Origin of the sequence: Proteus sp. CA142267 (assembly GCF_003336825.1) — a bacterium.
Classification (GTDB): Bacteria; Pseudomonadota; Gammaproteobacteria; order Enterobacterales; family Enterobacteriaceae; genus Proteus; species Proteus terrae.
In genome coordinates this window covers 31,971-57,703 of sequence record NZ_QPMG01000015.1, presented here as the reverse complement: position 1 = coordinate 57,703, position 25,733 = coordinate 31,971, and the positions used below count along the sequence as shown (strand labels likewise).

Sequence of the window (25,733 nt, the reverse complement as noted above, 5' to 3'; positions counted from 1 at the left end):
TTCATTTATTGTATCATATATAGGTTCTTCATTTATTGTATCATATATAGGTTCTTCATTTATTGTATTATATATAGGTTCTTCATATATATTGTTTTCTATATTATCTTTTTCTCTATTTACTCGACCTTCTGTTGTATTTACCCCACATTTCTCATGTAAAAAATCCTGTAAATTACTGTGTGAAGTTTTTCCTGGATCATTATAATTAATAAGGCTCGGATCTATTGCAACTTGTCTAAAAGAAGTATTACTATTAAATATACCCGTTATACCCGAACGAAGACTAGAAAAAAAATCGACAACACTGTTTATTGCTTTTCCTGCTCCTGTTGTCAGTTGATTCACTGTATCTCTAAATATAGAAGTAATATTCATTATATATCCTTATATTAAAAATAATAAAATTAGCCCTTCTAAAATATATTAGTAAATTTAAGAAATTTAAGTATAAAAAAACCTCCTTTAAATAAAGAAGGTTTTAAATTGATAATTTGATAATATTAATTAAATGCTGGCTTTTAATGCCTGCTCTAAATCTGCAAGAATATCGTCAATATGCTCAATGCCAATAGATAAACGAATTAAATCTCGTGAAACACCTGCGCGTTCTAATTCTTCATCATTTAATTGGCGATGTGTGGTTGATGCTGGATGACATGCTAATGATTTTGCATCACCAATATTCACCAGGCGAACAATAAGCTGCAATGCATCTATAAATTTAGCACCTGCTTCTGCACCACCTTTGATCCCAAAAGAGAGAATACCGGCTGGCTTACCTGACATATAACGTACCGCTAAATCATGCTCAGGGTGATTGCTTAAACCTGCATATTTAACCCATGCAACTTGAGGATGGTTTTGCAAATATTCTGCTACTTTCTGTGCATTTTCAGTGTGGCGATCCATACGTAGTGCCAGCGTTTCTAACCCTTGTAGGATCAAGAATGCATTAAAAGGTGATAGAGCCGCACCAGTTCCACGCAAAGGCGCAACACGACATCTTGCTATATAAGCAGCTGCGCCAAAGTGCTCGACATAATTTACTCCATGATAAGAGACATCAGGTGTATTTAATATCTCAAAACGATCTTTATGCTCAGCCCAAGGGAATTTACCGGAATCAACAACAATGCCTCCGATAGAATTACCGTGACCGCCAATATATTTGGTTAAAGAGTGAATAATAATATCCGCACCATGTTCAAAAGGGCGACATAAATAAGGTGTTGCAACTGTATTATCAACAATTAAAGGTACGCCATGACGATGAGCTACATCGGCCAATGCTTGGATATCGACAATATTTCCACTTGGATTTGTGATGGTTTCACAAAATACCGCTTTTGTTTTATCGTCAATTAACGCTTCAAGAGCAGCAATATCATCATGAGGAGCAAAGCGTACCTCAATACCAATACGAGGAAATGTGTGCGCCATTAAGTTATAAGTACCGCCATAAAGCTTAGCGACAGAAACAATATTATCCCCCACTTGTGCAATAGTTTGAATTGCATAAGTGATAGCAGCCATACCCGATGCTACGGCAACTGCCGCAATTCCGCCCTCTAATGCTGCAACACGTTTTTCTAATACGTCATTGGTTGGATTCATTATGCGAGTATAAATATTACCGGGTACTTTTAAGTCAAAGAGATCCGCACCATGCTGCGTATCATCAAATGCATAAGATGTTGTCTGGTAAATGGGTACAGCAACGGCTTTTGTAGTTGGATCAGGTGAATAACCCGCGTGAACAGAGAGTGTCTCAAGTTTCATAGCAATTCCTTTTTTGTTGCATTTGTTCTTATAGTATTACTTATACTCTAAATAATTCGAGATGCAGCTAGGCGATAAGTGAATAAGTCACTAATCAGTAAAGCTACAAATTGGAATATGATGAGTATAGATAAGCCGATATTCCTCTCATCGCATAGTGAAAAAATTTCAACTTGCACAAATGCTTCTTTTTTTAAATAGAGTTTATTGAGCCAATGACCTCTATTTACATCAATATTTAACTTAATAACCCTCTATTTTGCATTATTTTGCCGTTTTAAGTGATTTTATCGTTTTTTGACGAGTTGCTAACCAGCAAATTAAAGAGCCCCCTGTCACCATCATTACCCCTTGCCAAAATGAGAAAGAGAGCGCGGTAGACAACAATATTGATGAGAATGCAGTAGAAATAACGGGAGTGAAATAAGAAAGTGTGGCTAATAAGGTCACATTGCCCCTGATCATACCGATTGTCCAAGCAGCATTTGCAAGCCCAATAGCGGCACCAGTTATTAACAATAGCGTGATACTTTTTGTATTAACGATCCACTCTACTGGCGCTGAGAATAGGTATTGCCCCCACAAGGCAAGTGACGTTAATAAGAAGAAAGGCACAATACCGTTATTCCCGCCAGACATAAGGCGCGTTAAATTACTATAAAACGCCCATAAAATGGCACCTGAAAATGCCAATATATAGCTTAATGGATTACTTTGAATATTCTTCCATAAACCGTCAATTGTTAGCGGATTATCACCACTAACAACCCAGACTAATCCACTAAATGCACATAATAATCCGACAATCAGTAAAATAGAGAATCGCTGCTTATTAAGTATTACAGCAAGGGCTAGCGTAAAACTAGGCCATAAATAGTTAACCATCCCTAGCTCTATGGCTTGTGTTCGGTCTGTTGCAAATCCTAAAGCCAGAGATAAGCACACTTCATAAGTAACAAATAATAGCCCACCCCAGAAGAGATAGCGTTTAGGAAAGCGTGATAACTTAGGTACACCTAAGATCAAAATAAGAAAGAGTGTGCCTGTGGTATAAATCAGTGCAGCACCTCCTACAGCACCAAAATACTCACTAATATTACGAATTAAGCCAACAATGGTGCTCCAAAGAAGAATAGCAACAATGCCATATAACGTCCCTTTTGATGAGCTAGATATCATTTTATGCCTTCAGATTTAAGATTTTATCATTAGAACCGATATTAAAATAAAACCAGCATAATTGCTTTAATCACTTTTATGCAAAAATAATAAAGAAAAAATTGAATGGTGAAACATTTTGTTACAATTAATATCAAGCAGAAAACATATTGACCTACTCCCATAGGTAGTGAAAAAAGTATCATCAAATTTATATTTTTAAAATACGTCTTTTAATTTCAACTTAAAATGAATAAATAATATTTCTACTTTTTTTATAAAAATAAACTTTAAATTTATATTTGAATACAGAAACAGACAATATTGTCTTTTTTGATCACAAAAAGTGTTATTTTTTGTATCATTCTATAAATAGTTTCAATATGAAATATATTTTATGAAACATCATGTTATAAGTATATTTACATCATCTTTTTAAGACGCTCTTTATAAGAGTTAAATAACAGAGTAAAAACAAAAAGTAAAAACAATATAGATATCAACATGATATAAAAATCATAAGAATCATTAGATAAAGTAATATATTTATCCACTTTTTAACACTAACTATTACCGATAGTTATCACGAAATCAATAGATACTACCTATAAAACAAGCCAAAAACGATCGTTTAAAACGATTTCTCTATTTTTTTTAGCACATCTATAATTTTTGAAAATTTGACTTAGGTGTGAATATGACTGTTTTATCGTTTTTACGATAATTGCGGTAATAGCGCTCTGTTAAATATATATAAATAGCCTTACGTTACACGTCTAAAAATAATTTACCCCCTTTTATTCTCTATCTAAGAATAGGAAATAAATAGAGTTAACTGTTAGCTTAATTTATTAAGTTAACGGTTAGGTATATATTTAAAAAATAGGAACAATTAATGAAAAAGTTATTATTATCTGCAATTATCACTTCTGCAATGGCAGTTATTGCAGCACCTGCATTTGCAGAAGATACAGGTACTCCTGCACCAACAGAAGTAACAGTCAATGGCGGTACTGTTAACTTTGAAGGTTCTGTTGTTAATGCAGCCTGTGGTGTTGATAGTAGCTCAGCAAATCAAACTGTTCGTTTAGGTCAATTCCGCGTTGCCGAATTTACCAAAAAAGGTGACGAAACAGGTCGTATTCCTTTTAGTATTAAATTAAATAACTGCGATATTACAGTTTCAACATTAGCTGCAATTACTTTTAATGGCACAGCTTCTGATGGCGATGCAAACGCATTTGCATTACAAGGTAGTGGTGCGGCTACAAATGTAGCATTAAAAATTACTGACTCAAGCAGTAAAAATGTTATTCCTGGTCAACCATCAACGACTCAAAAGTTAATTGAGGGCGAAAACCAATTAAATTATAACGCATCTCTAGTTTCAACTGATGATACTGTTAAGGCGGGTAGCGCAAACGTTACCACAAACTTTATGGTTACTTACTCTTAATTGCTAATCATTTTTGATTGATATCTTATTGCCAAGGACGGCATATTTTTTATCAAAAAAATAATTGTCCTATATTCATTATCTAATATATTTCTATTATGAAAAAAATACTTACATTCTTTATTATTTTTCTCTTTTCATTATTATCTTACTCTAGTGGTGTTTCATTAGGTGCCACACGTATTATTTATAATTCGAATATTAAACAAACCAATCTTGTTATTACTAACTCAGATAAAGAAAATAGCTTTTTAATTCAGTCATGGGTTTCTGATAATCAAGGAATTAAAAATAATGATTTTATAGTCACACCTCCTTTATATATTCTTGATGCCAATAAAGAAAATGCATTAAGAATTATGTATACCGGAGCACCATTACCTGAAGATAGAGAAAGCTTATTTTGGATGAATGTAAAAGTGATCCCGTCATTACAAGATGAACTAGCTAAGGAAAATACATTACAAATCGCAATACAGAGCCGAATAAAGCTTTTCTATCGTCCCGGAAATTTACCTGCATATAATGAAAAATTTGCAAATGAGATTTCTTTTTCTTACCAGAATGGTGAGCTTATTGCGAATAATCCAACACCTTATCATATAACCATGGTGAATTTAGCAGTAGTGGATAATCAACTTCCAGCAAGCATCATGATCAATCCGTTATCTCAATTAATGTTAGGAAAAATAAAGAGTAATGCGAACCTAATTTCATTCCAAACAATCAATGATTATGGTGCACAGACAGCTGTATTAAAAAAAGAAATTTCTCATTAATGATTACATCGGCTCCGAGCTTTTTGGTCAAAAAAACATGATTAATAAAAATACAGTTTATTTTTTCTTTTCTGGTGCTATCACTATATCAATGGCTTTGCCATTTTTAGCACACAGTGCAAACCGATTTAATCCTGCATTTTTGGCTGACTCTCCCGATTCTGTCGCTGATTTAAGCTATTTTGAAGCCGGAAATAGTATCAAACCAGGAGATTACCCTCTTGATATTATTTTTAATCATGAATATCTGAGAACAGAAAATATCCGTTTTATTAGCCAAGATAAAAATGTAATCCCTTGTTTAAATAAATCTTTTTATCAATCATTAGGCATTAATACTAAAATATTTTCTGATATTGAAAATGCCTTAGATAATCAATGTATTAATATTGAAGACATTATTCCTGACTCTATTGTTAATTATGACATTGATAAGCAAGCATTAAAAATTCAAATTCCTCAAGCCGCTTTAGATCTTAAAGCTCGTGGTTATATTCCACCAGAGAAATGGGATAACGGTATTACTGCGGGAATATTAAATTATACCTTTAGTGGAGCCAATAGTTGGGGAAATTCCCATAATAATAGTTACTATCTAAATCTACGTAGTGGGATCAATATTGGTGCTTGGCGATTAAGAGATTATTCCACTTGGAATTCATCGAACGGAAAAAACCAGTGGAACCATATTAATACTTATCTTCAACGCAATATTGTATCGCTAAAAAGCCAATTACAAATTGGCGACAGTTATACGTCATCAACACTTTTTGACAGCATTAATTTCCGAGGAATTTCCTTAGAAAGCGATGACACCATGTTACCTGATAGTCAAAGAGGTTTTGCTCCTATTGTTAGAGGAATAGCAAATAGTAATGCCAAAGTCGTTATAAGACAAAATGGCTATATTATTTACCAAACCTTTGTCGCTCCTGGAGCATTTGAAATTAAGGATCTCTATCCAACATCAAATAGCGGAGATCTCTATGTTTCTGTTGAAGAAAATGACGGCGGAAAACATGATTATGTCGTGCCGTATTCTGCGGTACCCATTTTACAGCGGGAAGGTCAAAAACAATTTGTTATTCAAGCAGGTGAAATTCGCCAAAATAACCAAAATAAAAAGCCACGCTTTTTACAAGGTCACCTAATTTATGGATTGCCTTATGACACAACAGTATATAGTGGAGCTTTAGTTACAGCAGATTATCAATCTTATGCACTTGGGGCCGGTAAAAATATGGGCACCTTGGGCGCATTATCAACGGATATCACTTTTGCTCATAGCAGACTACCTGATGATTCGATATCTGAGGGCTACTCTTTACGTTTTCTCTACGCAAAATCACTTAACCAATTTGGCACTAATTTTCAATTATTAGGCTATCGCTACTCTACTGCTGGATTTTACACATTAGAAGAGACGCTCAACACGCGTATGTCTGGTTATCTCTATGAGGATAATCAACAAACACCTTCACGTTATTTTGATCTGCGTAATCATAAAAAAGGCAGTCTCCAGATCAATTTGTCACAACAACTTGCCGATTATGGCTCTGTTTTTATGACAACACACTGGCAAAACTATTGGGGAACAAATGAGAAAAATGTATTAATACAAACGGGTTATAACGGCAATATCAAAGGACTTTCTTACAACATTATTTATAGTTATAACCGCATGATGAATAGTGGAGAACGAGATCAAACTCTCTCTCTTGGAATTTCTATTCCGTTACAACTTCTTATGCCTTCCGGTTATCAACCCGCCAATAGTGCCTATTTCACTTATAACTACAGCCATAATAATAACGGCTATTCTGCTCATAATGCAGGTGTTGCTGGCACTTTACTCGACGACAATACATTAAATTACAGTGTCCAACAGGGATATAGCAATCAAGGTGGCAACTATATAGGAAGTGCATCCCTTGGATATCAAAGCCGATATGGCAATCTCAATGCAGGTTATAACTACCATCAAGATGCTCAACAACTCAATTACAGCCTTGCAGGTGGTATGTTGTTACATAGTGAAGGGATCACATTAAGTCAGCCATTAAGTTCAAATACCATTTTAGTCGATGCCAGCAAAACAGCAGATGTACCTATTGATAATGCAACGGGGATTTATACTGATTGGCGTGGATTCGCGGTCATTCCCTATGCCACAGCTTATCGCCAAAACAAAGTTGCTCTTGATACCACTGCCCTCCCTGATAATGTTGAAATTGAGCAAAATATTCAGCAGGTTATCCCTACTCAAGGTGCAGTTATTAAAGTTAACTTTGACGCCAAAACAGGATATCGCTTATTACTGACATTAAGACAACAAGGACGACCTCTACCTTTTGGTGCAATTGCCACCGATAAGCTAAATAACCTCTCCGGTATTGTGGGTGATGATGGCTTGCTCTACCTCTCTGGAGTACCTCTCTCAGGCCTATTAGATGTTCGTTGGGGCAATGGATCGTCCAAACATTGCCAAGTGCGTTATCAACTACCTCTTGAGCAACATAATGAGCCCTTTGTAAAAATGACACAGGAGTGCCAATAATGCGCAGATTAATGCTTGTTTTGGCTTTATTGATACTTTCTATAAGTAAAGGCAATACTTATGACACTTTAGTTCAAATTAATGCCCGAGTAACTGGCAACACTTGCACGGTAGAAACCAACTCAAAAACAATTACAGTAAAACTAGGTAATATTGCGACTAAAGATTTCACTTCAACGACAATCGCTCAACAACGTACACCTATTATCCCTTTTAGTATTAAGTTGGTAGATTGCCAACCCGAAGCCAGCGGCGTAAAAGTCAGCTTTAAAGGAACACCTTCTGCATCTGATAATACATTACTTGCAGTTAATAAGAATGGTGCTCAAGGTGTTGCTATTGCACTTATGGATAAGTCAGGCACACCTATTGCCATCAATGAAAAAAGCCAACCTTACCTGTTATTGCCTAATCAAGATAATACCTTGCAATTCTATGCCCGATACATCGCAACACATTTGCCTGTCAGTTCAGGGCAAGCTAATGCGACTACAACTTTTTTACTGGAGTACCAATAATGAAATATTCCCTTTCTTCCTTATCATTACTGGTTTTTTTAGTGTTTATTCCTGAAAAGATGGCATGGGCAGTGGCAGATCCTCTTATTGTATCACCTGTACCGATGAATTTTGATGGTGCAGCGGACGGAACGCCTGCAGGTACCCCCATCACGTCAACATGGATTGGAGAGACATCTGTTCATAACGGCTTTAAATGTGAGAATAAATTTCTACAAAAATGCTGGGTTGAAACGCTCTATGCTAATGCACTGGGTTCAAAAATAAGTGGGATCTATTATTACGAAGGGAGTAATCGATATCCGGTTTATTCGCTATCTGGTGTAAAAAGTATTGGTTACGCCTTTGGTTTAAAAGATAACAATGACAATGTTTCTTATGTCCCTATTGATGTCGGCACTGGCTCTAGTGCAACTATTATTTATCCAGCCGTAGGCTCTACCGTAAATAAAGGTGTAAACCGCGTTTCATTAAAAGCAAAAGTTGTCTTTGTTGTTACTGACGAACACTTAGAAACGGGTGTTTATAATATTCCTTACACCGTAATTGCCAATACTTGGTCTGAATATGGCGGAGGGCATAAAGGAAATAACACATCACTTGTCGCAATAAATCCTGTAACAATCACCATTAAAGCTCGTGGTTGCACAGTAAATACCAAAAATCTTACTTATGAATTAGGTGATATCTCAATGAGAGATATGAGCGCTATCGGCTCAACATCAAAAACACAAACAAAGCCTATTTCAGTGAATTGCGACACCAATGTACATTTATATGCCAGCATGACTGACCAATCTACTTATTCTAATAATACGGATATTCTTACATTAACATCAGACTCAGATGCATCTGGTATTGGTATTCAATTTTTCTTTAATGATAACCCAACACCTGTGACTTATGGGCCAGACATTAGTGCTACGGGGCAACCTAATCAACGTTTACTTCATATAACAACATCTAATAACGAAAACTACACATTAAACCTGTCAACCCGATATATCACGACTGGAACACTAAAACCTGGTAAAGCAAACGGGTTAGCCAGTCTGACTTTTTCTTATCAATAATGATTTGAATTTTTAAGGCTGATAAATGATAGATAACAGCAAAACCATTAATTTTCGTATAGGCCAGCGAATACGCCATTTACGAAAAAAATTAAAATGTTCGGGAACTGTATTTGCTAAAAGATTAGAGATAAGCCAGCAACAGCTTTCTCGTTATGAACGCGGGACAAATAGGATCAGTATCGAGTTAATTTATCGTATTTCTGAAAAATTTGATGTTCATATTAGCTATTTCTTACAAAGTAATCATGTTTCAAGTATTGAACAACGAAGAAAAACTCAAGAAAAAAATAATCGGTTAATTGCCGAAAGTTGTATTAAAAATGACTTTAATTGAACATAGTTTATTTTTCTCATTACAAACTCTTTTTTACTTCACTTTTATTTTTCGCTAAATAAAATGACGTTTCTTCTGTTATAAAAAAGCCACCTTAAAGGTGGCTCAGAACTATACTCAAACGCGATTAGCGCCCAGCTTTTAATTTTTGGTAATAACTTTCATATAACACGGTCGCATCACCAACATCATTTTGCCATTCACCTTTGTTGATAATCTCTTCTGTTGGATAAAGAGAATTATCTTTAGTGATCACATTTGGCAGTAATTTTTGTGCGGCTAGGTTTGGTGTCGGATAACCAATATTCTCCGCAACTTTGGCTGCTATTTCTGGGCGTAATAAGAAGTCGATAAGTTTATGAGCACCTTCAACATTCTTGGCATTGGCAGGAATAGCTAAGCTATCCATCCAGAAAATGCCACCTTCTTTTGGCCACACCATTTCAATAGGTGCACCCGCATCCCGAGCAATAAATGCCGAGCCATTCCAAATCATCCCTAAATTAACCTCCCCTTGCATATAAGGGTTAGCGGGATTATCTGAATTGAAGGCTAATACGTTTGGCATCAGCTTTTGTAGCTCTTTATAGGCTTCTTCAATCTCTTTAGGATCGGTTGTATTACCTGAATAGCCTAATTTTAATAATGCCATCTGGAAAACTTCACGGGCATCATCAGTTAATAGCAGGCTATCTTTATATTCAGGTTTCCATAAATCTGCCCATGAAGTAATGCTACTGACATCAACTTCATCACTATTAATACCAATAGCGGTCGCACCCCAAATATAAGGGATGGAATAATCATTTTCTGGGTCGAATGACTTATGTAATAAGCTAGGATCGAGATTATCAAAATGCGTTAATTTTGATTTATCGATTTTTTGTAGCATTCCTTCATGACTCATTTTAGAAATAAAATAAGTAGAAGGAACCACCAAGTCATAAGCCCCCTCTTTGTAGGTCTTTAACTTGGTATACATGCTTTCGTTGGATTCATAGGTGGAATAAATCACCTTAATCCCAGTTTCTTTCGTAAACTGTTCAAGCAAACCAGGCGGCACATACTCCGTCCAGTTGTAGAAATATAATGTCTTACCATCATCAGCCGATGCTGTGCCGATACTTAATGCCATTACGCTGGCAGCAAGTACAGAGGACCACTTTTTCATTTATGTTTCCTTCAGTGGTTGATGCGTTAATATCAAATAGGCAGCGAGCCTACCTCCAACAGATTGGTCTTCAAGACCCCAAAAAGTGCGAGAAACTTGCACTAATACATGTTTACGCTTTGCCAGTTCTATCTCTTAAGATCAACTGACTAATTAATACTAATACTAAAGATAGACCTAAAAGGATGGTTGCAAGCGCATTCACTTCCGGTGAAACCCCGACTTTTACCATTGAGTAAATTTTCAGTGGTAAAATTTCATAGCTTGGGCCCGTCACAAAGGAGGAAACTACAACGTCGTCCATAGATAACGTAAAGCTTAATAACCAACCTGAAGCTACTGCTGGCATCGCCAGAGGCATAATGATTTTACGTAAAATAGTAAATTCACCTGCCCCTAAGTCTTTCGCCGCTTCCAACATTTTCACATCAAATCCACTTAATCGTGAGTACACGGTGACCACAACAAAAGGCAGACAAAATGTAATATGTGAAAATAGAAGCGACCAAAATCCTAATGAAACACCTAGGATCATAAACAGTACAAGCAAAGAGATCGCCATAACAATATCTGGCGACATCATCACAACAAACAGCATTCCACCGACAAATTTTTTGCCACGAAAACGGTAGCGATAAAGAGCAACTGCCGCTAATGAGCCAATTAATGTCGCAAATGTCGCAGAAGTGACCGCCATTGTTAATGAATGTCCAGCGGCTTGAAGCAGACTGTCATTATTAAATAAAATGGTGTACCAATCTGTGGTAAATCCTTTCCAATTAATCCCGAAACGTGATGAGTTAAAAGAGTTAACTATCAGAATGATGATCGGGATATAAAGATACGCGTAAATAATGGACATAAATCCACCACGCAATAACCGTCCTATCATTCTATTTCTACCTTCTTATGTAGTAACTTCACGGCTCGGTAATACACAAACAGCATTAATCCCATCACTAATGTTAAGCAAATACTTGTAGCTGCACCAAAAGGCCAGTCACGAATATTTAAGAATTGGCTCTTAATTACGTTACCAATTAATAAGTTTTTCGCGCCTCCCATTAGATCGGCAACAAAGAATAAGCCCATAGCAGGTAGCATTACGAGTAAACAACCCGCAATAATGCCCGGCATTGTTAATGGAATAATAATACGAATAAAGGTCTGAAATTTATTAGCACCTAAATCACGCGCTGCTTCTAAACAAGGTTTGTCTAATTTTTCAATGCTGGAATATAACGGTAATACCATGAAAGGTAATAAAATATAAACCAGCCCCAGTACAACCGCTTCTGGGGTATAAATAATTCTGAGTGGTTTATCAATAAGTCCAATCCACAACAGAAATTCGTTAAAATAACCTTTGGTACTTAGGAATATCTTTAACCCATAAATACGAATAAGCGAGTTTGTCCAAAAAGGTACAATCAATAAAAACAACATCAGTGGCTGTATTTTTTTAGGCATTTTTGCCAAGAAATAAGCAAAGGGATAACCTAATAATAAACAAGCTAACGTTGCAACCACCGCCATATTAATAGAATGCAGTAACACTTCTGCATACATAGGATCAAATAAGCGATAGTAGTTATCGAGTGTAAAGACCATCTCGACAAGATTGGCATCATCACGCGTTAAAAAACTGGTCGCAATGATCATGATATTCGGCAAGAAGACGAACACCATCAACCAACCCACAACACCAGTAATTACGATGTTTTGAAATAGTTTACGTGTTTTCTTCATCTGCCAGCACGACCTCCCAGCTTTCAACCCAAGTTACTGCGATTTTTTGGTCTAACGAGTGATCAACATCTGGATCATCTTCATTAAAGAACTCACTGACCATCACCACCTTGCCATTTTCCATTTCAACAACAGAATCTAGCGTCATGCCTTTATAGTTACGTTCACGAACATAACCAATTAGCCCAGGAAGGTTTTCGAGATCGTGAATTTCTTCAACACGGAGATCTTCAGGTCGAAGCAATACTTTGAGTTGCTGGTTTTGTGTCACAGGCAATGTGGTATAAATATCACATTCATGACCTTCAACATCAGCACGAATACGCGTTTCATCAATACGATGGAGAACGCGAGCATCAAAAATATTAATTTCACCTATAAATTGCGCAACAAACAGATTTGTTGGCTCTTCATAAATTTCACGCGGAGTACCATCTTGCTCAATACGTCCTTCACGCATCACCACGATCCGGTCTGACATCGTCAGCGCTTCTTCTTGGTCATGAGTCACGAAAATAAAGGTGATCCCTAATTTACGTTGTAAGGCTTTTAATTCATTTTGCATCTGTTTACGTAATTTGTAATCCAGTGCAGATAGTGATTCATCAAGCAATAAGACCTTTGGTTTATTCACAACAGCACGCGCAATCGCGACACGTTGTTGTTGTCCACCAGAAAGGTGTGCAGGACGGCGTTGTGCGAAATCTTCAAGTTGCACCATACGCAAAGCTTCTTCAACGCGAATGTTAATCTCATCAGCAGGTGTTTTCTGCATACGAAGACCAAATGCGACGTTTTCAAAAACAGTCATATGTGGGAAAAGCGCGTAACTTTGAAAAACCGTATTTACAAAACGTTGTTCCGCTGGAATATCCGTAATATCTTGCCCATCAAGGATAATTTGCCCATCGTCAACGTCTTCTAAACCCGCGATTAAACGCAAAACCGTCGTCTTACCACAGCCCGAGGGACCGAGGATGGTTAAAAACTCGCCATGGTTGATAGTGAGATCGAGGCGGGAAATAATTTGTTTTCCGTCGAAACCTTTACTTAAGGATTTTAATTCGACAACTGGTATCAGAGATGTTTTCTCAGTCATTTAAGGTAATACTCTATCCCGAAGAATAATGCAGATAGAACCGCCACTGGAAAAGACTGTGTGAGCTGCCGGAGCATTATGCTCCACAGAAGCCCAAAACCAGCGACGCCGTATGTATAGTACAAGCGGAAAATGATAAACGCAGTGGCGTGAAATTGAAAGCAAAAAGGCGCATAAACAATGAAAAACTATTCATATTTAAGTTTTTCATCATAAACTATGCTCTTTAGGGTTTATGCTAAAAATACAGTAAAATCAAAATGCTATTAATTTATATAAATCACAAAAATCACTTAAGTTTATGATTAAATAAATTTTCTCTCAGAAGTTATCTAATCGCCTTATTTTCCTATACAAACTTATTATCACGTTTATTTGCAACACAATTTTATGATTATTATTTACACAAAAAGTGGATTAAATTGTGCTTATTTTTAGATCCCAATCTTATTAGGATGATAAAAACTTTATATATCATATAGATGAAATTTAAATAACACCCCCTAATATTTAGGAGGTGCTAAAGGAATTAACACTATTGTACTTAATGACGTTTTATTAGTTTTTTTAAATACAGAATTGCGTTATTCACATTGGGTAAAGGTCCAATTTTGCCATTTAACAGTGGAAAAGTGCCTGTTCTAATTAATAAGTCACGCATTTGTATCGGCGTTAACACACTGTTTGTATGGTCTTTATACCAAGATTGGATCACAGCGGCAGCTCCCGCAACTAAAGCACTGGCTGACGATGTACCACTAAAATTAGCCGTATAAGTATGGTTATCATCACTTCGAAATAGATCACCATAACCCGCAGTTGCAACATCCTCTCCCCATGCTTGTACATGAATAGGTGAACCGTGTGTTGAGAAAGGTAATCGATTTAATGTATAAGGTGAGCCGGCACCAACACGTATTGAATTATTATCATGACGTTGTCGATAACTTTCATAAACAGGTAAATCTAGATCTACCCCTCCATTACCTGCAGCCATAATCACTATGATCCCAGCATCGGTTAAAGCACGAGTTGCTTCCCAAATATGCATTTCATAATCCGCAGGTACATAAGCCTGATGCTCACAGATTGTTTGCATTTCGTATAAAACAATATCACCAGCATGTAGTATGCGTTTACTCGCGATAATCGCATCGATACGTCCACAAGTTAATTCAGAGATGGCATAAAACATATCTAATTTATAAGCGAGTCCAGTGATCCCTTTGCCATCATTTTTCCCCATAATTAAGCCAGCGACAGCTGTTCCATGATCTGCCTGACTAGTTTTTTCATTGAAAGGTAATAATGATGTAATGTTATCCGTTGATAAATCATGATGAGAAAGATTGAAATCCCATTCAATATCAGCGATTTGTACTCCTTGCCCGTATGCTTCTTGTTTCCATGCTTCACAAATCCCAAGCCCTTTAATTTTACTAATATTCGCCGTTGTTTTTTCTGGCGAATTTAAATATTGCTGATATTGAGTAAAATCAGGCGTAATATTAGGAGGTTCAATAGGCTGTATAGGCACTGTTTGTACATATTCAATGTCAGGGTGTTGTCTTAATGCTTTAATAACTTCATCTAAAGGATAATGATTATTCTCCGGTAAATTTAGATAATAATATTTATTTAGATCATTAAAGTTTATTGAAATAGAATCAATATAACTTTTTGGTGGTAATTGATGAACAGATGATGTTACCGGAACTAAGGGTATATTATTGAAAAGGGAATGATGCATTTCATGGGAAGTAGGAAGTGACAATTTTTTATTATCACAATCAAGATTGTTTAATTTTATAAGGATCTTTCTTTTAATATTCATAATCAATGCTCCTCTTTTTATTTTTTTGCTTTATAGCGTAAAACATTGAGCAGTGACTATTTCCATTTTTAATAGAGATAATATAAATAGGTTGTTTTTAACAAAATAAATATTAAGTCTATATTATAAAAATAGACTTAATATTTATTGAGTAATATTTTTAACTAAAATCGATATGTAGACGTAGTTTTCCACAACAGCAACACTTAAACAAATAACCTTGGCAATGGCCTTCATTAGTTAAGTTATTAGGTAAATCATCCATATTCATACCTATCTCACCAATATCTTCTGCCAAAGAAACAAATTCATCTAATTTATCAGCAATATCTTCCCATCCAACATAACCAACAAATGCACAAAGATCGCCACAATGTGTAAGCCAATGTTCTTGTTGCCATCCTTGATATCCCGGCGTTCTACGGATCAACTCTTCAAGATTTTCTTTAGGTACACCTGACTGATAACCTGAATATTCACCGTTACTATCATAGGTTGATAATGTTCCTTCAACAGAAGAGAGATCTTGAAAATCACCTTCAAATTTCTCACTGGCAGAGCCATCTGCGATACACCAAGGACAAAGCGCTTCAATATCATCAACACTAAAAAAAGGCCCTTCGTAATAAATATCAGTTTCCTTTCCACAACAATCACATATAACGGTATCATCTGTGATAAAAGCACCTGTTTTTATCGGTTCAGGATGATATTTGAAATAAGGTAATGCTCTTTTTTCTGTTGGCATTATGTTTTCCTATTTTATAGTTTATTATCACTTATCTTCAGCTTTATAAAATCATCCTAGCATCAGATCCAGCATGTGTAAGCTATCCTCTATGCTATAATGCGCGCTCATTTTATCTCCTTAACAATTTAGAGATAATCACCGCCTAAATAGACGAAAGAATTACAACATGTTAGAGAATATAGAACTCAATAAATCAACAGAAAATCATAATGTTAGTAGCAATTCAAAAGAGTATAGTTTGAACCGCTTCTCTGTTGCACCGATGCTAGACTGGACAGATCGTCATTGTCGCTATTTCTTTCGTCAATTAAGTAAAAATACATTGCTTTATACTGAAATGGTTACAACAGGCGCCATTATTCACGGTAAAGGTGACTATCTAAAATACAGTGAAGAAGAACACCCGGTCTCTTTACAGTTAGGTGGAAGCGATCCCCAAGCTTTGGCGCAATGTGCAAAATTGGCACAAGAGCGTGGCTATGATGAAATTAATTTAAATGTGGGTTGTCCTTCAGATCGCGTACAAAATGGGCGCTTTGGTGCTTGTTTAATGGGAGATGCGCAACTCGTCGCTGATTGTGTGAAAGCGATGCGCGATGTCGTTGATATTCCTGTCACAGTAAAAACACGTATTGGTATTGATGATCAAGATAGCTATGAATTTCTATGTGATTTTATTGATACAGTTAGTCGTGATAATAACTGTGATACCTTTATTATTCATGCACGTAAAGCATGGTTATCGGGTTTAAGTCCAAAAGAGAATCGTGAGGTTCCACCTTTAGATTATCCTCGTGTTTATCAGTTAAAGCGTGATTTCTCGCATCTCACTATGGCGATTAATGGTGGCATTAAGTCACTAGAAGAAGCGAAGGAACACTTAAAATATATGGATGGTGTTATGGTTGGTCGTGAGGCTTATCAAAACCCATCTATTCTAGCGCATGTTGATCATGAACTTTTTGATAATCAGTTACCTATTGCTGATTCCGTCGTGGCAGTAAGAGCAATGTATCCTTATATTGAAAAAGAGCTTTCACAAGGTACTTATTTAGGTCATGTAACTCGTCATATGTTAGGAATTTTCCAAGGTATCCCAGGTGCTAGACAATGGCGTCGTCATTTAAGTGAAAATGCCCATAAACAAGGTGCTGACTTATCTGTTTTAGAAAATGCTCTTAAATTTGTCACTGAAAAATAATTGAAAGATAAGTATTTAAAACCTGTCTACTTTATTTCAAACAGGTTTTAAATCTTACAAATAATAATTAAGGAATAAGTAAGCTTGATCCTTGAGATTGTCTACTTTCAAGATAACGGTGTGCATCTTTCGCATCTGCTAAAGCAAATTTCTGATTATCAGGTACACTTACATCAATTTTACCACTACCAATTAATGCAAATAACGCTTCACTTGCAGCATCTAGCTCTTCACGCGTTGTGATATAACCTGAAATAGATGGGCGCGTGACATACAAAGAACCTTTTTTATTGAGAATACCTAAATCAACGCCAGTTACTGCACCTGATGCGTTACCAAAACTCACCATTAAGCCACGACGTTGTAAACAGTCTAATGAGTCTAACCAAGTTGCTTTACCAACAGAGTCATAAACAACAGGTACTTTTTGGTTATTAGTCAGCGCCAAGACTCGCTCTACAATCGACTCAGTCTGGTAATTAATCACTTCCCATGCGCCTGCGGCTTTTGCTTTAGCAACCTTTTCATCACTACCTGCTGTACCAATCATTTTTGCACCAATTGCTTTCGCCCATTGGCTTGCAATTAAACCAACGCCACCAGCGGCTGCGTGGAATAAGAAAGTTTCACCTGCTTGTAATTTATAGGTTTCATTGAAGAGATAATAAACCGTTAATCCTTTTAAAAAAGAGGCTGCGGCTTGTTCAAAAGAGATATTATCAGGCAGACGTGCCACTTTATTTTCTGGTACATTATGCGTATCGCTATAAGCCCCTAGCGGAGATTGCGCATACACAACTCTGTCCCCTTCTTTTAGTGAAGTCACTTTAGCGCCTGTTTTGATAATAATGCCAGCAGCTTCAGTGCCTAACCCACTAGGGAATTGGCTTACAGGATATAACCCACTACGTACATAAGTATCAATATAGTTAATACCAATTGCCTTATTCGCAACCTGAACTTCATGATCGCCAAGAGGAGCAGGTGTAAATGTTGCTAACTCAAGAACATCTGCATCACCATGAGTTGCAAATTGAATACGTTTAGCCATTATTTTCTCCTTTATAGGATGAGGGGTTAAATAAGCAAGCTCTAAAGACCTTTAGTGATAATGACAAAGGATAGCTATTTCTACAAGGCACAGATAATTGGGTTAGCGTATACTAGAGCGTACTGACACTTTTTCGATTTTTATGCAGGATTTATGGCCAGAAATAAGACCACTGACAAGCTGATGTCTGATATCAAAGACCGACAAATGGAGGGATTAAAGCTACCTCCCCATTCGCTGGAAGCAGAGCAGTCCGTGTTAGGCGGTCTGATGATAGATAATGAACGTTGGGATAATGTTTCTGAACGAGTCACCGCGGAAGACTTTTATAGCCGACCTCATCGTACTATTTTCTCGCAAATGCAACGCTTGCTGGAATTAGGTAAACCTATCGATCTTATTACGCTATCAGAAGCATTAGAACAAAACGCCGAACTAGACAGCGTGGGGGGTTTTGCTTACTTAGCTGAGCTTTCAAAAAATACGCCAAGTGCGGCGAACATTAACGCTTATGCGGATATCGTCCGAGAACGTGCGGTTGTTCGCGATATGATAAAAGTTGCCAACGAAATTGCAGATGCAGGTTTTGATCCTCAGGGACGCACCAGTGAAGATCTACTCGACTTTGCCGAATCTAGAGTATTCCAAATCGCTGAAACTCGAGCCAATAAAGACGAAGGTCCTAAAGCAATAGATGCAATTTTAGAAGAAACTGTTGAAAAAATAGAACAGCTCTATCAAAAGCCTCATGATGGTGTCACAGGGGTTTCGAGTGGTTATCAAGATCTTGATAAAAAAACTGCAGGGTTACAAAAGTCAGATTTAATTATTGTCGCGGCTCGCCCTTCTATGGGTAAAACTACATTTGCCATGAACTTATGTGAAAATGCGGCAATGACAGAAGAAAAACCTGTACTTATCTTCAGCTTAGAGATGCCCGGCAACCAAATCATGATGCGTATGTTGGCATCATTATCTCGTGTCGATCAGACAAGAATTCGTACAGGTCAGCTTGATGATGAGGATTGGGCACGTATTTCAAGCACCATGGGTATTTTGCTTGAAAAACGCAATATGTATATCGATGACTCATCAGGTTTAACACCAACAGAAGTACGCTCTCGTGCTCGTCGAATTTATCGTGAACATGGCGGTTTAAGCCTTATCATGATTGACTACTTGCAGCTAATGAGAGTACCTTCATTATCTGAAAACAGAACACTAGAAATTGCTGAAATTTCTCGTTCTTTAAAAGCGTTAGCTAAAGAATTACAAGTTCCTGTGGTTGCACTATCACAGTTAAACCGTAGTTTGGAACAACGTGCTGATAAACGCCCTGTTAACTCCGACTTACGTGAATCAGGCTCTATTGAGCAAGATGCTGACCTTATCATGTTTATTTACCGTGACGAGGTTTACCACGAAAGTAGCGATTTAAAAGGTGTTGCAGAAATCATCATCGGTAAACAACGTAACGGCCCAATTGGTACAGTAAGACTGACCTTTAACGGCCAATGGTCACGCTTTGATAACTATGCTGGCCCCGCTTACGACGATGAATAATCACTAACCTTGACTTAATTAAAGGAAGTATTGGAATAATATGAAAGCGGCAACCGCAGTGATAGATCGCCGCGCTCTGCGTCACAATTTTCAGCATGTGAGAGACTATGCCCCACATAGCCACCTGATAGCTGTCGTGAAAGCAAACGCTTATGGTCATGGGTTATTAGAAACAGCATATACCCTAATGGATAATGCTAATTGTTTTGGTGTTGCACGTATTGGTGAAGCATTAACCTTACGAAGTGGGGGTATTGTAAAACCCATTCTCCTGTTAGAAGGCTTTTTTGATGTCGTTGACCTGCCTATTTTAGTCGTCAACCACATTGAAACCGTTGTTCATAGCCAAGAACAATTAGAAGCATTAGAACAGGCTGACTTAGATGAACCCGTCAAAGTATGGATGAAAATCGATACGGGTATGCACCGCCTAGGAGTACGTCCTGAAGACGCACAAGCCTTCTATTTACGTCTTTCCGCCTGCAAAAATGTACAACAACCTGTCAATATTGTGAGCCATTTTAGTCGCGCTGATGAACCCGATGTTCCTGAGGCGACACAAAAACAAATCTCGCTATTTCAAGATTTTATTCAAGATAAAGCCGGTGATAAGTCTATCGCAGCTTCTGCTGGTATTTTATTTTGGCCTCAAGTCCATTATCAGTGGGTTCGCCCCGGTATTATCACTTATGGTATCTCTCCTACTGGTGATGAAAGAACGGGCAAAGACTTTGGCTTAACCCCTGCAATGACGCTAAAAACAAGCCTGATTGCTGTTCGTAAACATAAAGCTGGTGAGCCTGTTGGTTATGGTGGCACATGGGTAAGTGAAAAAGACACTTATCTTGGTGTGATCGCAATTGGCTACGGCGATGGCTATCCTCGCAGCGCACCTTCAGGTACTCCTGTGTGGATAAATGGTCGAAAAGTGCCTATTGTTGGTCGCGTTTCTATGGATATGATCAGCGTCGATTTGGGGACTGAACTGATTGATAGTGTTGGTGATGAAGCTATTTTATGGGGAGATGTGTTGCCGGTAGAAGAAATTGCCAAATATAGTGGTATTAGCGCCTATGAGTTGATTACCAAATTAACCTCTCGCGTCATCATGGAATACCTAGACGAACAATAATACACACGATATTGTATCCCTATGACACACTAAAAGTGATTGGAGAAGAAGCCGTGTTTCAACAGGTTGAAGCGTTTCCGGGAGATCCGATTCTCTCATTGATGGATGTTTATAACAAAGACCCACGCCAGGATAAAATTAATTTAAGCATTGGTCTTTATTATGACGAAGAAGGCAAGACCCCTATTTTAGGAACAGTTTCAGTTGCACGTCAGCAACTCAATGCCATGACACCCACCGCAACACTTTATTTACCAATGGAAGGGCTGGCGCCTTATCGTAGCGAAATTCAAGATCTCCTTTTCGGTGCAGATAATCCTCTAATTGCAGAAAAGAAAATTGCCACGATCCAAACATTAGGTGGATCAGGTGCATTAAAAGTGGGTGCTGATTTTCTGCATCGTTATTTCCCAGGTTCAGAAGTGTGGATAAGTGATCCAACTTGGGATAATCATGGTTCTATTTTTGCAGGCTCAGGCTTCAAAGTGAATCACTACCCTTACTTTGATCCTGAAACTAAAGGCGTAAAATTTGAAGCTCTGTTAGATTGCTTTAAAAAACTACCTGAAAAAAGCATTGTATTGATGCACCCTTGTTGCCATAACCCAACAGGCTCCGATCTAACTAAAGATCAATGGGATCAAGTCACTGAAGTATTGAAAGCTCGCCAAGCCATCCCATTCTTAGATATTGCTTATCAAGGCTTTGCCGAAAATTTAGATGAAGATGCTTATGCTATTCGTACTATGGCAAAAGCAGGATTACCGATACTTATCAGTAACTCTTTTTCAAAAATATTTGGGATCTACGGTGAACGCGCAGGCGGATTATCCATTGTTTGTGATAATGCCACTGAATGCGAACACGTATTAGGTCAGCTAAAGGCGGGTGTACGCCGTATCTATTCAAGCCCTGCAAACTATGGCGCGCAAATTGTCAATAAAGTGCTATCAGACCAAGTTTTAACTGCACAATGGCAAAAAGAAGTCGCGCATATGCGTGACCGTATTAAAGAAATGCGCGTGACTTTAGTCGAAGCTTTAAAAGTTGCTCTACCTGAAAAGAATTTTGATCATCTATTAACTCAACGCGGTATGTTTAGCTACACCGGCTTTACACAAGCACAAGTTGATAGATTACGTGACGAATTTGGTATTTATCTTGTCGGTACGGGTCGTGTTTGTATGGCAGGTGTTAATACAGGTAATGTTCAACGCATTGCCCAAGCCTTTGCTACTGTGAGTATCTAAGCCAATCAACGTAATTTCATGATAAAAAATACCTGCCTATTCTCATAAGCAGGTATTTCTTTTTACTGCATCACAACATCACTGTCGGTTTAGGTTTTCGCCTTTTATATATTGACAACTTGCTTCTTTTCCCCAGCATTACGACGCGCTTTTTCTTCCATAATCTCAATGATCTGAATATCTGTATGTTGCATTGCACGACTGGCTAATGCACAGAGATTCGCTATTGAGCTATCGACATCGTCACTGACAATACCATCAGTACCTGCAACGCTTTGATTTTGCATCGCCATTAATACGGCTTTATAAGCACTCGCTGCACTACTTGATACTTTCATTGCACAGCTATTCGATGCGCCATCACAGATAATGCCACTGATATCACCAATCATACTGTTAATAGACATACTGACAGTGGTGAAATCTTTTGTGAGTAACCATGCCATTCCTGCAGCTGCTCCCATTGAAGCGGTTGTTGCAGCACAAAGAGCGGAAAGGGGTGGGAAATGGCTATGAACATAAATTGCCATTAAGTGAGATAAAACCAACGCACGCAGTAAGGTTTCATCATCTGCTTTGATAAATTCAGCAACAACCATCACAGGCAATGTTGCAGCAATTCCCTGATTGCCTGAGCCTGAATTACTCATTGCGGGTAATACTGCTCCCCCCATGCGAGCATCAGATGCGGCTGATGCTCTGATCATGATTTCATTAAGTAAGTCTTTACCTAACAAACCTTTCTCTTGTTGCAGAATTAAGGTACGACCAATGGCTAATCCATAGGTATTTTGTAGCCCCTCTTCCGATAAAGCGCCATTTAAACGAGCGGCATTGAGCATAAACTCAATTTCGCTCACTGGCACATTAAGTGCAAAGTTATAGATATCTTCAGCACAAACATCAGTAAAAGGTTTTTCATCAGTACCTTCACAATTATTGGTAAGCGCTGATTTATCTTCCTCAAAAACAACGTTACCGTTACATTCACAGCGAACAACATGTGTATGCTCTCTTGCGATACTAACGATGGCATAACCAGATTGGCTATACACTTTCGCTTCAGAGTAAAGAACATCTTCACAAGGTGCTTTTACACCTACTATGACTTTACCTTCAGCGACCAGTGTCTTAGCTTGAGCAACTGCATCAGCGGATACTTTTAACAAGACTTCCAGTCCTGCATCAGGATCTCCTCCTGTTGCACCTAATGCTGCTGCAATAGGTAGCCCAGCCATTCCCGTTCCCGGCACTGTTACGCCCATTCCGTTTTTCATCAAGTTTGGTGAAACCCAAGCTTCGACACGAACAACAGGCTCGCCTAAAAGTGCAGTTGCTTTCGCTGCTGCCAATGCTAATGAAATTGGCTCAGTACAACCGACTGCGGGCTTAACACCTTCACGTAACTGACGAACAAACTGTGACCATAAATGAGAATTTTTGTTCTGGCTCATAATCTAACACCTTGGATTAATTTAGTTTTTAAAAACAACTCCTAACTAGAACCGAAGTTGGCGACTATGAGAATGCCAAGAACGGAGAGATAACGAGCAGTAAACCGGTAAAGATAATCAGGTAAAGTGATGCACCTTTGTATTTATGTAACATTGGTACTTTGTACACTAAGTATGCAGGGATAAGACAACCCACCATACCGAAGATTGGGCTACAAATTGAAGTGAAACTCAGTACTGGCGCATTAAGAATGATTGCACCCCATGCCAGTAATACAGCGAAAATCATGATGCCGTTTTGCACCCATTTTTGGTTAATTTTCTCTGCTGGGAGATAACGTTGCAGGATGTTCATCACAATCCCTTGTGTCGCTTCACGGAAACCTAAGTAGACACCAAAGAATGCAGTCATTACGGCGAAGATGTTCAGCATTACGCTTACAACTGTTACCCAACCACCAGGGAAGAATTTCGCAGCAATCGCTAATGCAGAGATATTTTGCTCATACGCTTTAACTGCTTCATCGTGACCCATTGCTAATGTGAATGAGATTGCATAGAAGAAAACAGTACAGAACAACACACCGAACGCGATGTTCATTGCACGTAATGCTTTGTGACGAGCAACTTCACGGTTTTTATTACGACCACGGTAAGAGATAACCATTGGACTTAATGTTTGGATAAACAAAATTGAAGTCAGTGTAAACGGTAATGTAATGATTGCTTCTTTGATTAAACGTCCAGCCGGTGGTAATGCACCTACGTTATAAAGATGCCACATACCAATCATAGAGATCCCCAACGCTGCAACAACAAACAGTTTAGTCAGTACCATGAAGCTTGATACTTTAAACAGTAATTGTTCACCACGAGAAGAGATAGCCACTAACGCACAAATCAGGATCAAACCATAGAATGGGTTTTCTGACAGTAAACCTTCAGTAACACCAAATGTTTGTAAATAAGAAGCACTGTCATTGGTGATTGCTGTTGAGTAAACAAACATCCAAATGACTAACATCACAAAGTAGAGCGCACCTAATAAGATACCCCAGTTTTTACCAAGATAACCGGTGATAACACTTGGGTAGTCTTTACACTCTGGAGATTCAGCCAACGTATTAATAAATAGACGTTGGAAAAGGTACATAGCAGGATAACCAATGATCGAGGATAATAGGAAAACCCATAATCCCATCAGACCCACCTGCACAGGTAAAAACACAATACCTGCACCGATAGCCATACCGATACTCATGATAACCCAGCCCACATCATTGCCGTCGAATTTAATTGCTGCACGCCATTCTTGTTCAGTCATACCTGCGCGGCGAGCGCCAGCACTAGTTGCGGGATAGCTTGTTGTCTCTGTTTTTGAGGAAGCCGTTTCCATATTAGTACTCACTTTTTATATTGTAATTGTTAATAGCAAAACGAATTTTTGGGGGTAAAAAAAGTCTATCTAACATTGCGATGTCGAAATAGCCTTACTCTTTGCAGGTATTATTTATTATGGGTAAATGATAGGGAATATTACGGAGAAAAAAGTTGTTATAAATCGTAATAGCCCGAAATGATTTGGAAAAAAATTCTATCGTAAGGAGAAAAGTAGGATTATCTGTTCAAAGAGCACAGTAAATAATAACCTTCCCTCTATTGCAACCCTTAAAAACACACAACCAATTGATTAATAATAAAAAACAACTATTGTTATACAATAATAGTCAAGTATAACAATTGAAACAAATCACCAAATAAACTGTGCTGTCTATCACGATATACTATGATAATCCTTTCTATTTAGCTTTGTTATCT

The 25,733-nt window shown here is 37.7% G+C and carries 22 protein-coding genes; 10 read left to right on the top strand and 12 right to left on the bottom strand.

The window, feature by feature from the left end; translation table 11 throughout:
- The 3 genes from C0T34_RS17550 to yddG form a co-directional block, all read right to left on the bottom strand.
- Positions 1 to 378, bottom strand: a 378-nt coding sequence (locus tag C0T34_RS17550; RefSeq protein ID WP_162556844.1) for a hypothetical protein, incomplete at its 3' end; no start/stop codon positions are given.
- A gap of 129 nt (positions 379 to 507) precedes the next feature.
- A complete protein-coding gene (locus tag C0T34_RS17545; RefSeq protein ID WP_109850579.1) occupies positions 508 to 1,782 on the bottom strand; it encodes a bifunctional O-acetylhomoserine aminocarboxypropyltransferase/cysteine synthase in 1,275 nt (424 codons plus the stop codon).
- 264 nt (positions 1,783 to 2,046) lie between these two features.
- Positions 2,047 to 2,961, bottom strand: a complete 915-nt coding sequence (gene yddG / locus C0T34_RS17540; protein WP_109850578.1) for an aromatic amino acid DMT transporter YddG — start codon at positions 2,959 to 2,961, stop codon at positions 2,047 to 2,049.
- 874 nt (positions 2,962 to 3,835) lie between these two features.
- Here yddG and C0T34_RS17535 point away from each other — a divergent pair.
- The 6 genes from C0T34_RS17535 (at position 3,836) to C0T34_RS17510 (ending at position 9,660) form a co-directional block, all read left to right on the top strand.
- Positions 3,836 to 4,396, top strand: coding sequence for a fimbrial protein (locus tag C0T34_RS17535; RefSeq protein ID WP_075673048.1), 561 nt, complete (start codon positions 3,836 to 3,838; stop codon positions 4,394 to 4,396).
- 98 nt (positions 4,397 to 4,494) lie between these two features.
- Positions 4,495 to 5,175 (top strand): fimbria/pilus periplasmic chaperone, encoded by a 681-nt coding sequence (locus C0T34_RS17530; protein WP_109850577.1) that lies wholly within the window; start codon positions 4,495 to 4,497, stop codon positions 5,173 to 5,175.
- 37 nt (positions 5,176 to 5,212) lie between these two features.
- The gene (locus C0T34_RS17525) at positions 5,213 to 7,732 is read left to right on the top strand and encodes a fimbria/pilus outer membrane usher protein (RefSeq protein WP_109850576.1); all 2,520 of its coding nucleotides are present in this window, start codon (positions 5,213 to 5,215) and stop codon (positions 7,730 to 7,732) included.
- Positions 7,732 to 8,250: a fimbrial protein gene (locus tag C0T34_RS17520; RefSeq protein WP_109850575.1), complete on the top strand. Its 519-nt coding sequence runs from the start codon at positions 7,732 to 7,734 to the stop codon at positions 8,248 to 8,250. Before C0T34_RS17525 ends, C0T34_RS17520 begins: the two co-directional genes overlap by 1 nt.
- Entirely contained in the window at positions 8,250 to 9,323 is a 1,074-nt protein-coding gene (locus C0T34_RS17515) for a fimbrial protein (RefSeq protein ID WP_109850574.1), read from the top strand. Before C0T34_RS17520 ends, C0T34_RS17515 begins: the two co-directional genes overlap by 1 nt.
- A 25-nt stretch (positions 9,324 to 9,348) precedes the next feature.
- Positions 9,349 to 9,660: a helix-turn-helix transcriptional regulator gene (locus C0T34_RS17510; protein ID WP_098941767.1), complete on the top strand. Its 312-nt coding sequence runs from the start codon at positions 9,349 to 9,351 to the stop codon at positions 9,658 to 9,660.
- Between the two features lie 127 nt (positions 9,661 to 9,787).
- Here C0T34_RS17510 and potD read toward each other — a convergent pair whose 3' ends face one another.
- The 6 genes from potD to cbrC all read right to left on the bottom strand — a co-directional run bounded on the left by potD (position 9,788) and on the right by cbrC (position 16,261).
- On the bottom strand, positions 9,788 to 10,831 hold the full coding sequence (gene potD / locus C0T34_RS17505; RefSeq protein WP_075673054.1) for a spermidine/putrescine ABC transporter substrate-binding protein PotD: 1,044 nt from the start codon (positions 10,829 to 10,831) through the stop codon (positions 9,788 to 9,790).
- Positions 10,832 to 10,943: 112 nt separating this feature from the next.
- Complete coding sequence (gene potC, locus C0T34_RS17500) at positions 10,944 to 11,723, bottom strand: spermidine/putrescine ABC transporter permease PotC (RefSeq protein ID WP_088494431.1); 780 nt, start codon at positions 11,721 to 11,723, stop codon at positions 10,944 to 10,946.
- A complete protein-coding gene (potB, locus tag C0T34_RS17495) occupies positions 11,720 to 12,580 on the bottom strand; it encodes a spermidine/putrescine ABC transporter permease PotB (RefSeq protein WP_023583058.1) in 861 nt (286 codons plus the stop codon). The genes potC and potB overlap by 4 nt, the downstream gene beginning before the upstream one ends.
- Complete coding sequence (potA, locus tag C0T34_RS17490) at positions 12,564 to 13,679, bottom strand: spermidine/putrescine ABC transporter ATP-binding protein PotA (protein ID WP_075673056.1); 1,116 nt, start codon at positions 13,677 to 13,679, stop codon at positions 12,564 to 12,566. The genes potB and potA overlap by 17 nt, the downstream gene beginning before the upstream one ends.
- A 544-nt stretch (positions 13,680 to 14,223) precedes the next feature.
- On the bottom strand, positions 14,224 to 15,513 hold the full coding sequence (locus tag C0T34_RS17485; RefSeq protein WP_109850573.1) for a S8 family peptidase: 1,290 nt from the start codon (positions 15,511 to 15,513) through the stop codon (positions 14,224 to 14,226).
- A gap of 160 nt (positions 15,514 to 15,673) precedes the next feature.
- Positions 15,674 to 16,261, bottom strand: a complete 588-nt coding sequence (gene cbrC, locus C0T34_RS17480) for a PF03691 family colicin E2 tolerance protein CbrC (protein ID WP_109850572.1) — start codon at positions 16,259 to 16,261, stop codon at positions 15,674 to 15,676.
- A gap of 169 nt (positions 16,262 to 16,430) precedes the next feature.
- Between cbrC and dusA the strand changes: the two genes are divergently transcribed.
- Positions 16,431 to 17,465, top strand: a complete 1,035-nt coding sequence (dusA, locus tag C0T34_RS17475; protein WP_109850571.1) for a tRNA dihydrouridine(20/20a) synthase DusA — start codon at positions 16,431 to 16,433, stop codon at positions 17,463 to 17,465.
- Between the two features lie 67 nt (positions 17,466 to 17,532).
- Here dusA and C0T34_RS17470 read toward each other — a convergent pair whose 3' ends face one another.
- On the bottom strand, positions 17,533 to 18,516 hold the full coding sequence (locus C0T34_RS17470; RefSeq protein ID WP_109850570.1) for a quinone oxidoreductase: 984 nt from the start codon (positions 18,514 to 18,516) through the stop codon (positions 17,533 to 17,535).
- Between the two features lie 153 nt (positions 18,517 to 18,669).
- On the opposite strand from C0T34_RS17470, the gene dnaB reads away from it, so the two are divergent.
- From dnaB to C0T34_RS17455, 3 genes are read left to right on the top strand one after another with little or no spacing between them, the layout of a single operon-like run.
- Complete coding sequence (gene dnaB / locus C0T34_RS17465) at positions 18,670 to 20,079, top strand: replicative DNA helicase (RefSeq protein ID WP_023583065.1); 1,410 nt, start codon at positions 18,670 to 18,672, stop codon at positions 20,077 to 20,079.
- 40 nt (positions 20,080 to 20,119) lie between these two features.
- Positions 20,120 to 21,211, top strand: coding sequence for an alanine racemase (alr, locus tag C0T34_RS17460; RefSeq protein WP_098941759.1), 1,092 nt, complete (start codon positions 20,120 to 20,122; stop codon positions 21,209 to 21,211).
- Positions 21,212 to 21,264: 53 nt separating this feature from the next.
- On the top strand, positions 21,265 to 22,461 hold the full coding sequence (locus C0T34_RS17455; RefSeq protein WP_098941758.1) for an amino acid aminotransferase: 1,197 nt from the start codon (positions 21,265 to 21,267) through the stop codon (positions 22,459 to 22,461).
- A gap of 104 nt (positions 22,462 to 22,565) precedes the next feature.
- Here C0T34_RS17455 and C0T34_RS17450 read toward each other — a convergent pair whose 3' ends face one another.
- Positions 22,566 to 23,915 (bottom strand): L-serine ammonia-lyase, iron-sulfur-dependent, subunit alpha, encoded by a 1,350-nt coding sequence (locus C0T34_RS17450; RefSeq protein ID WP_098941757.1) that lies wholly within the window; start codon positions 23,913 to 23,915, stop codon positions 22,566 to 22,568.
- 64 nt (positions 23,916 to 23,979) lie between these two features.
- A complete protein-coding gene (locus C0T34_RS17445) occupies positions 23,980 to 25,311 on the bottom strand; it encodes an amino acid permease (protein WP_098941756.1) in 1,332 nt (443 codons plus the stop codon).
- Positions 25,312 to 25,733 lie beyond the last annotated feature (422 nt).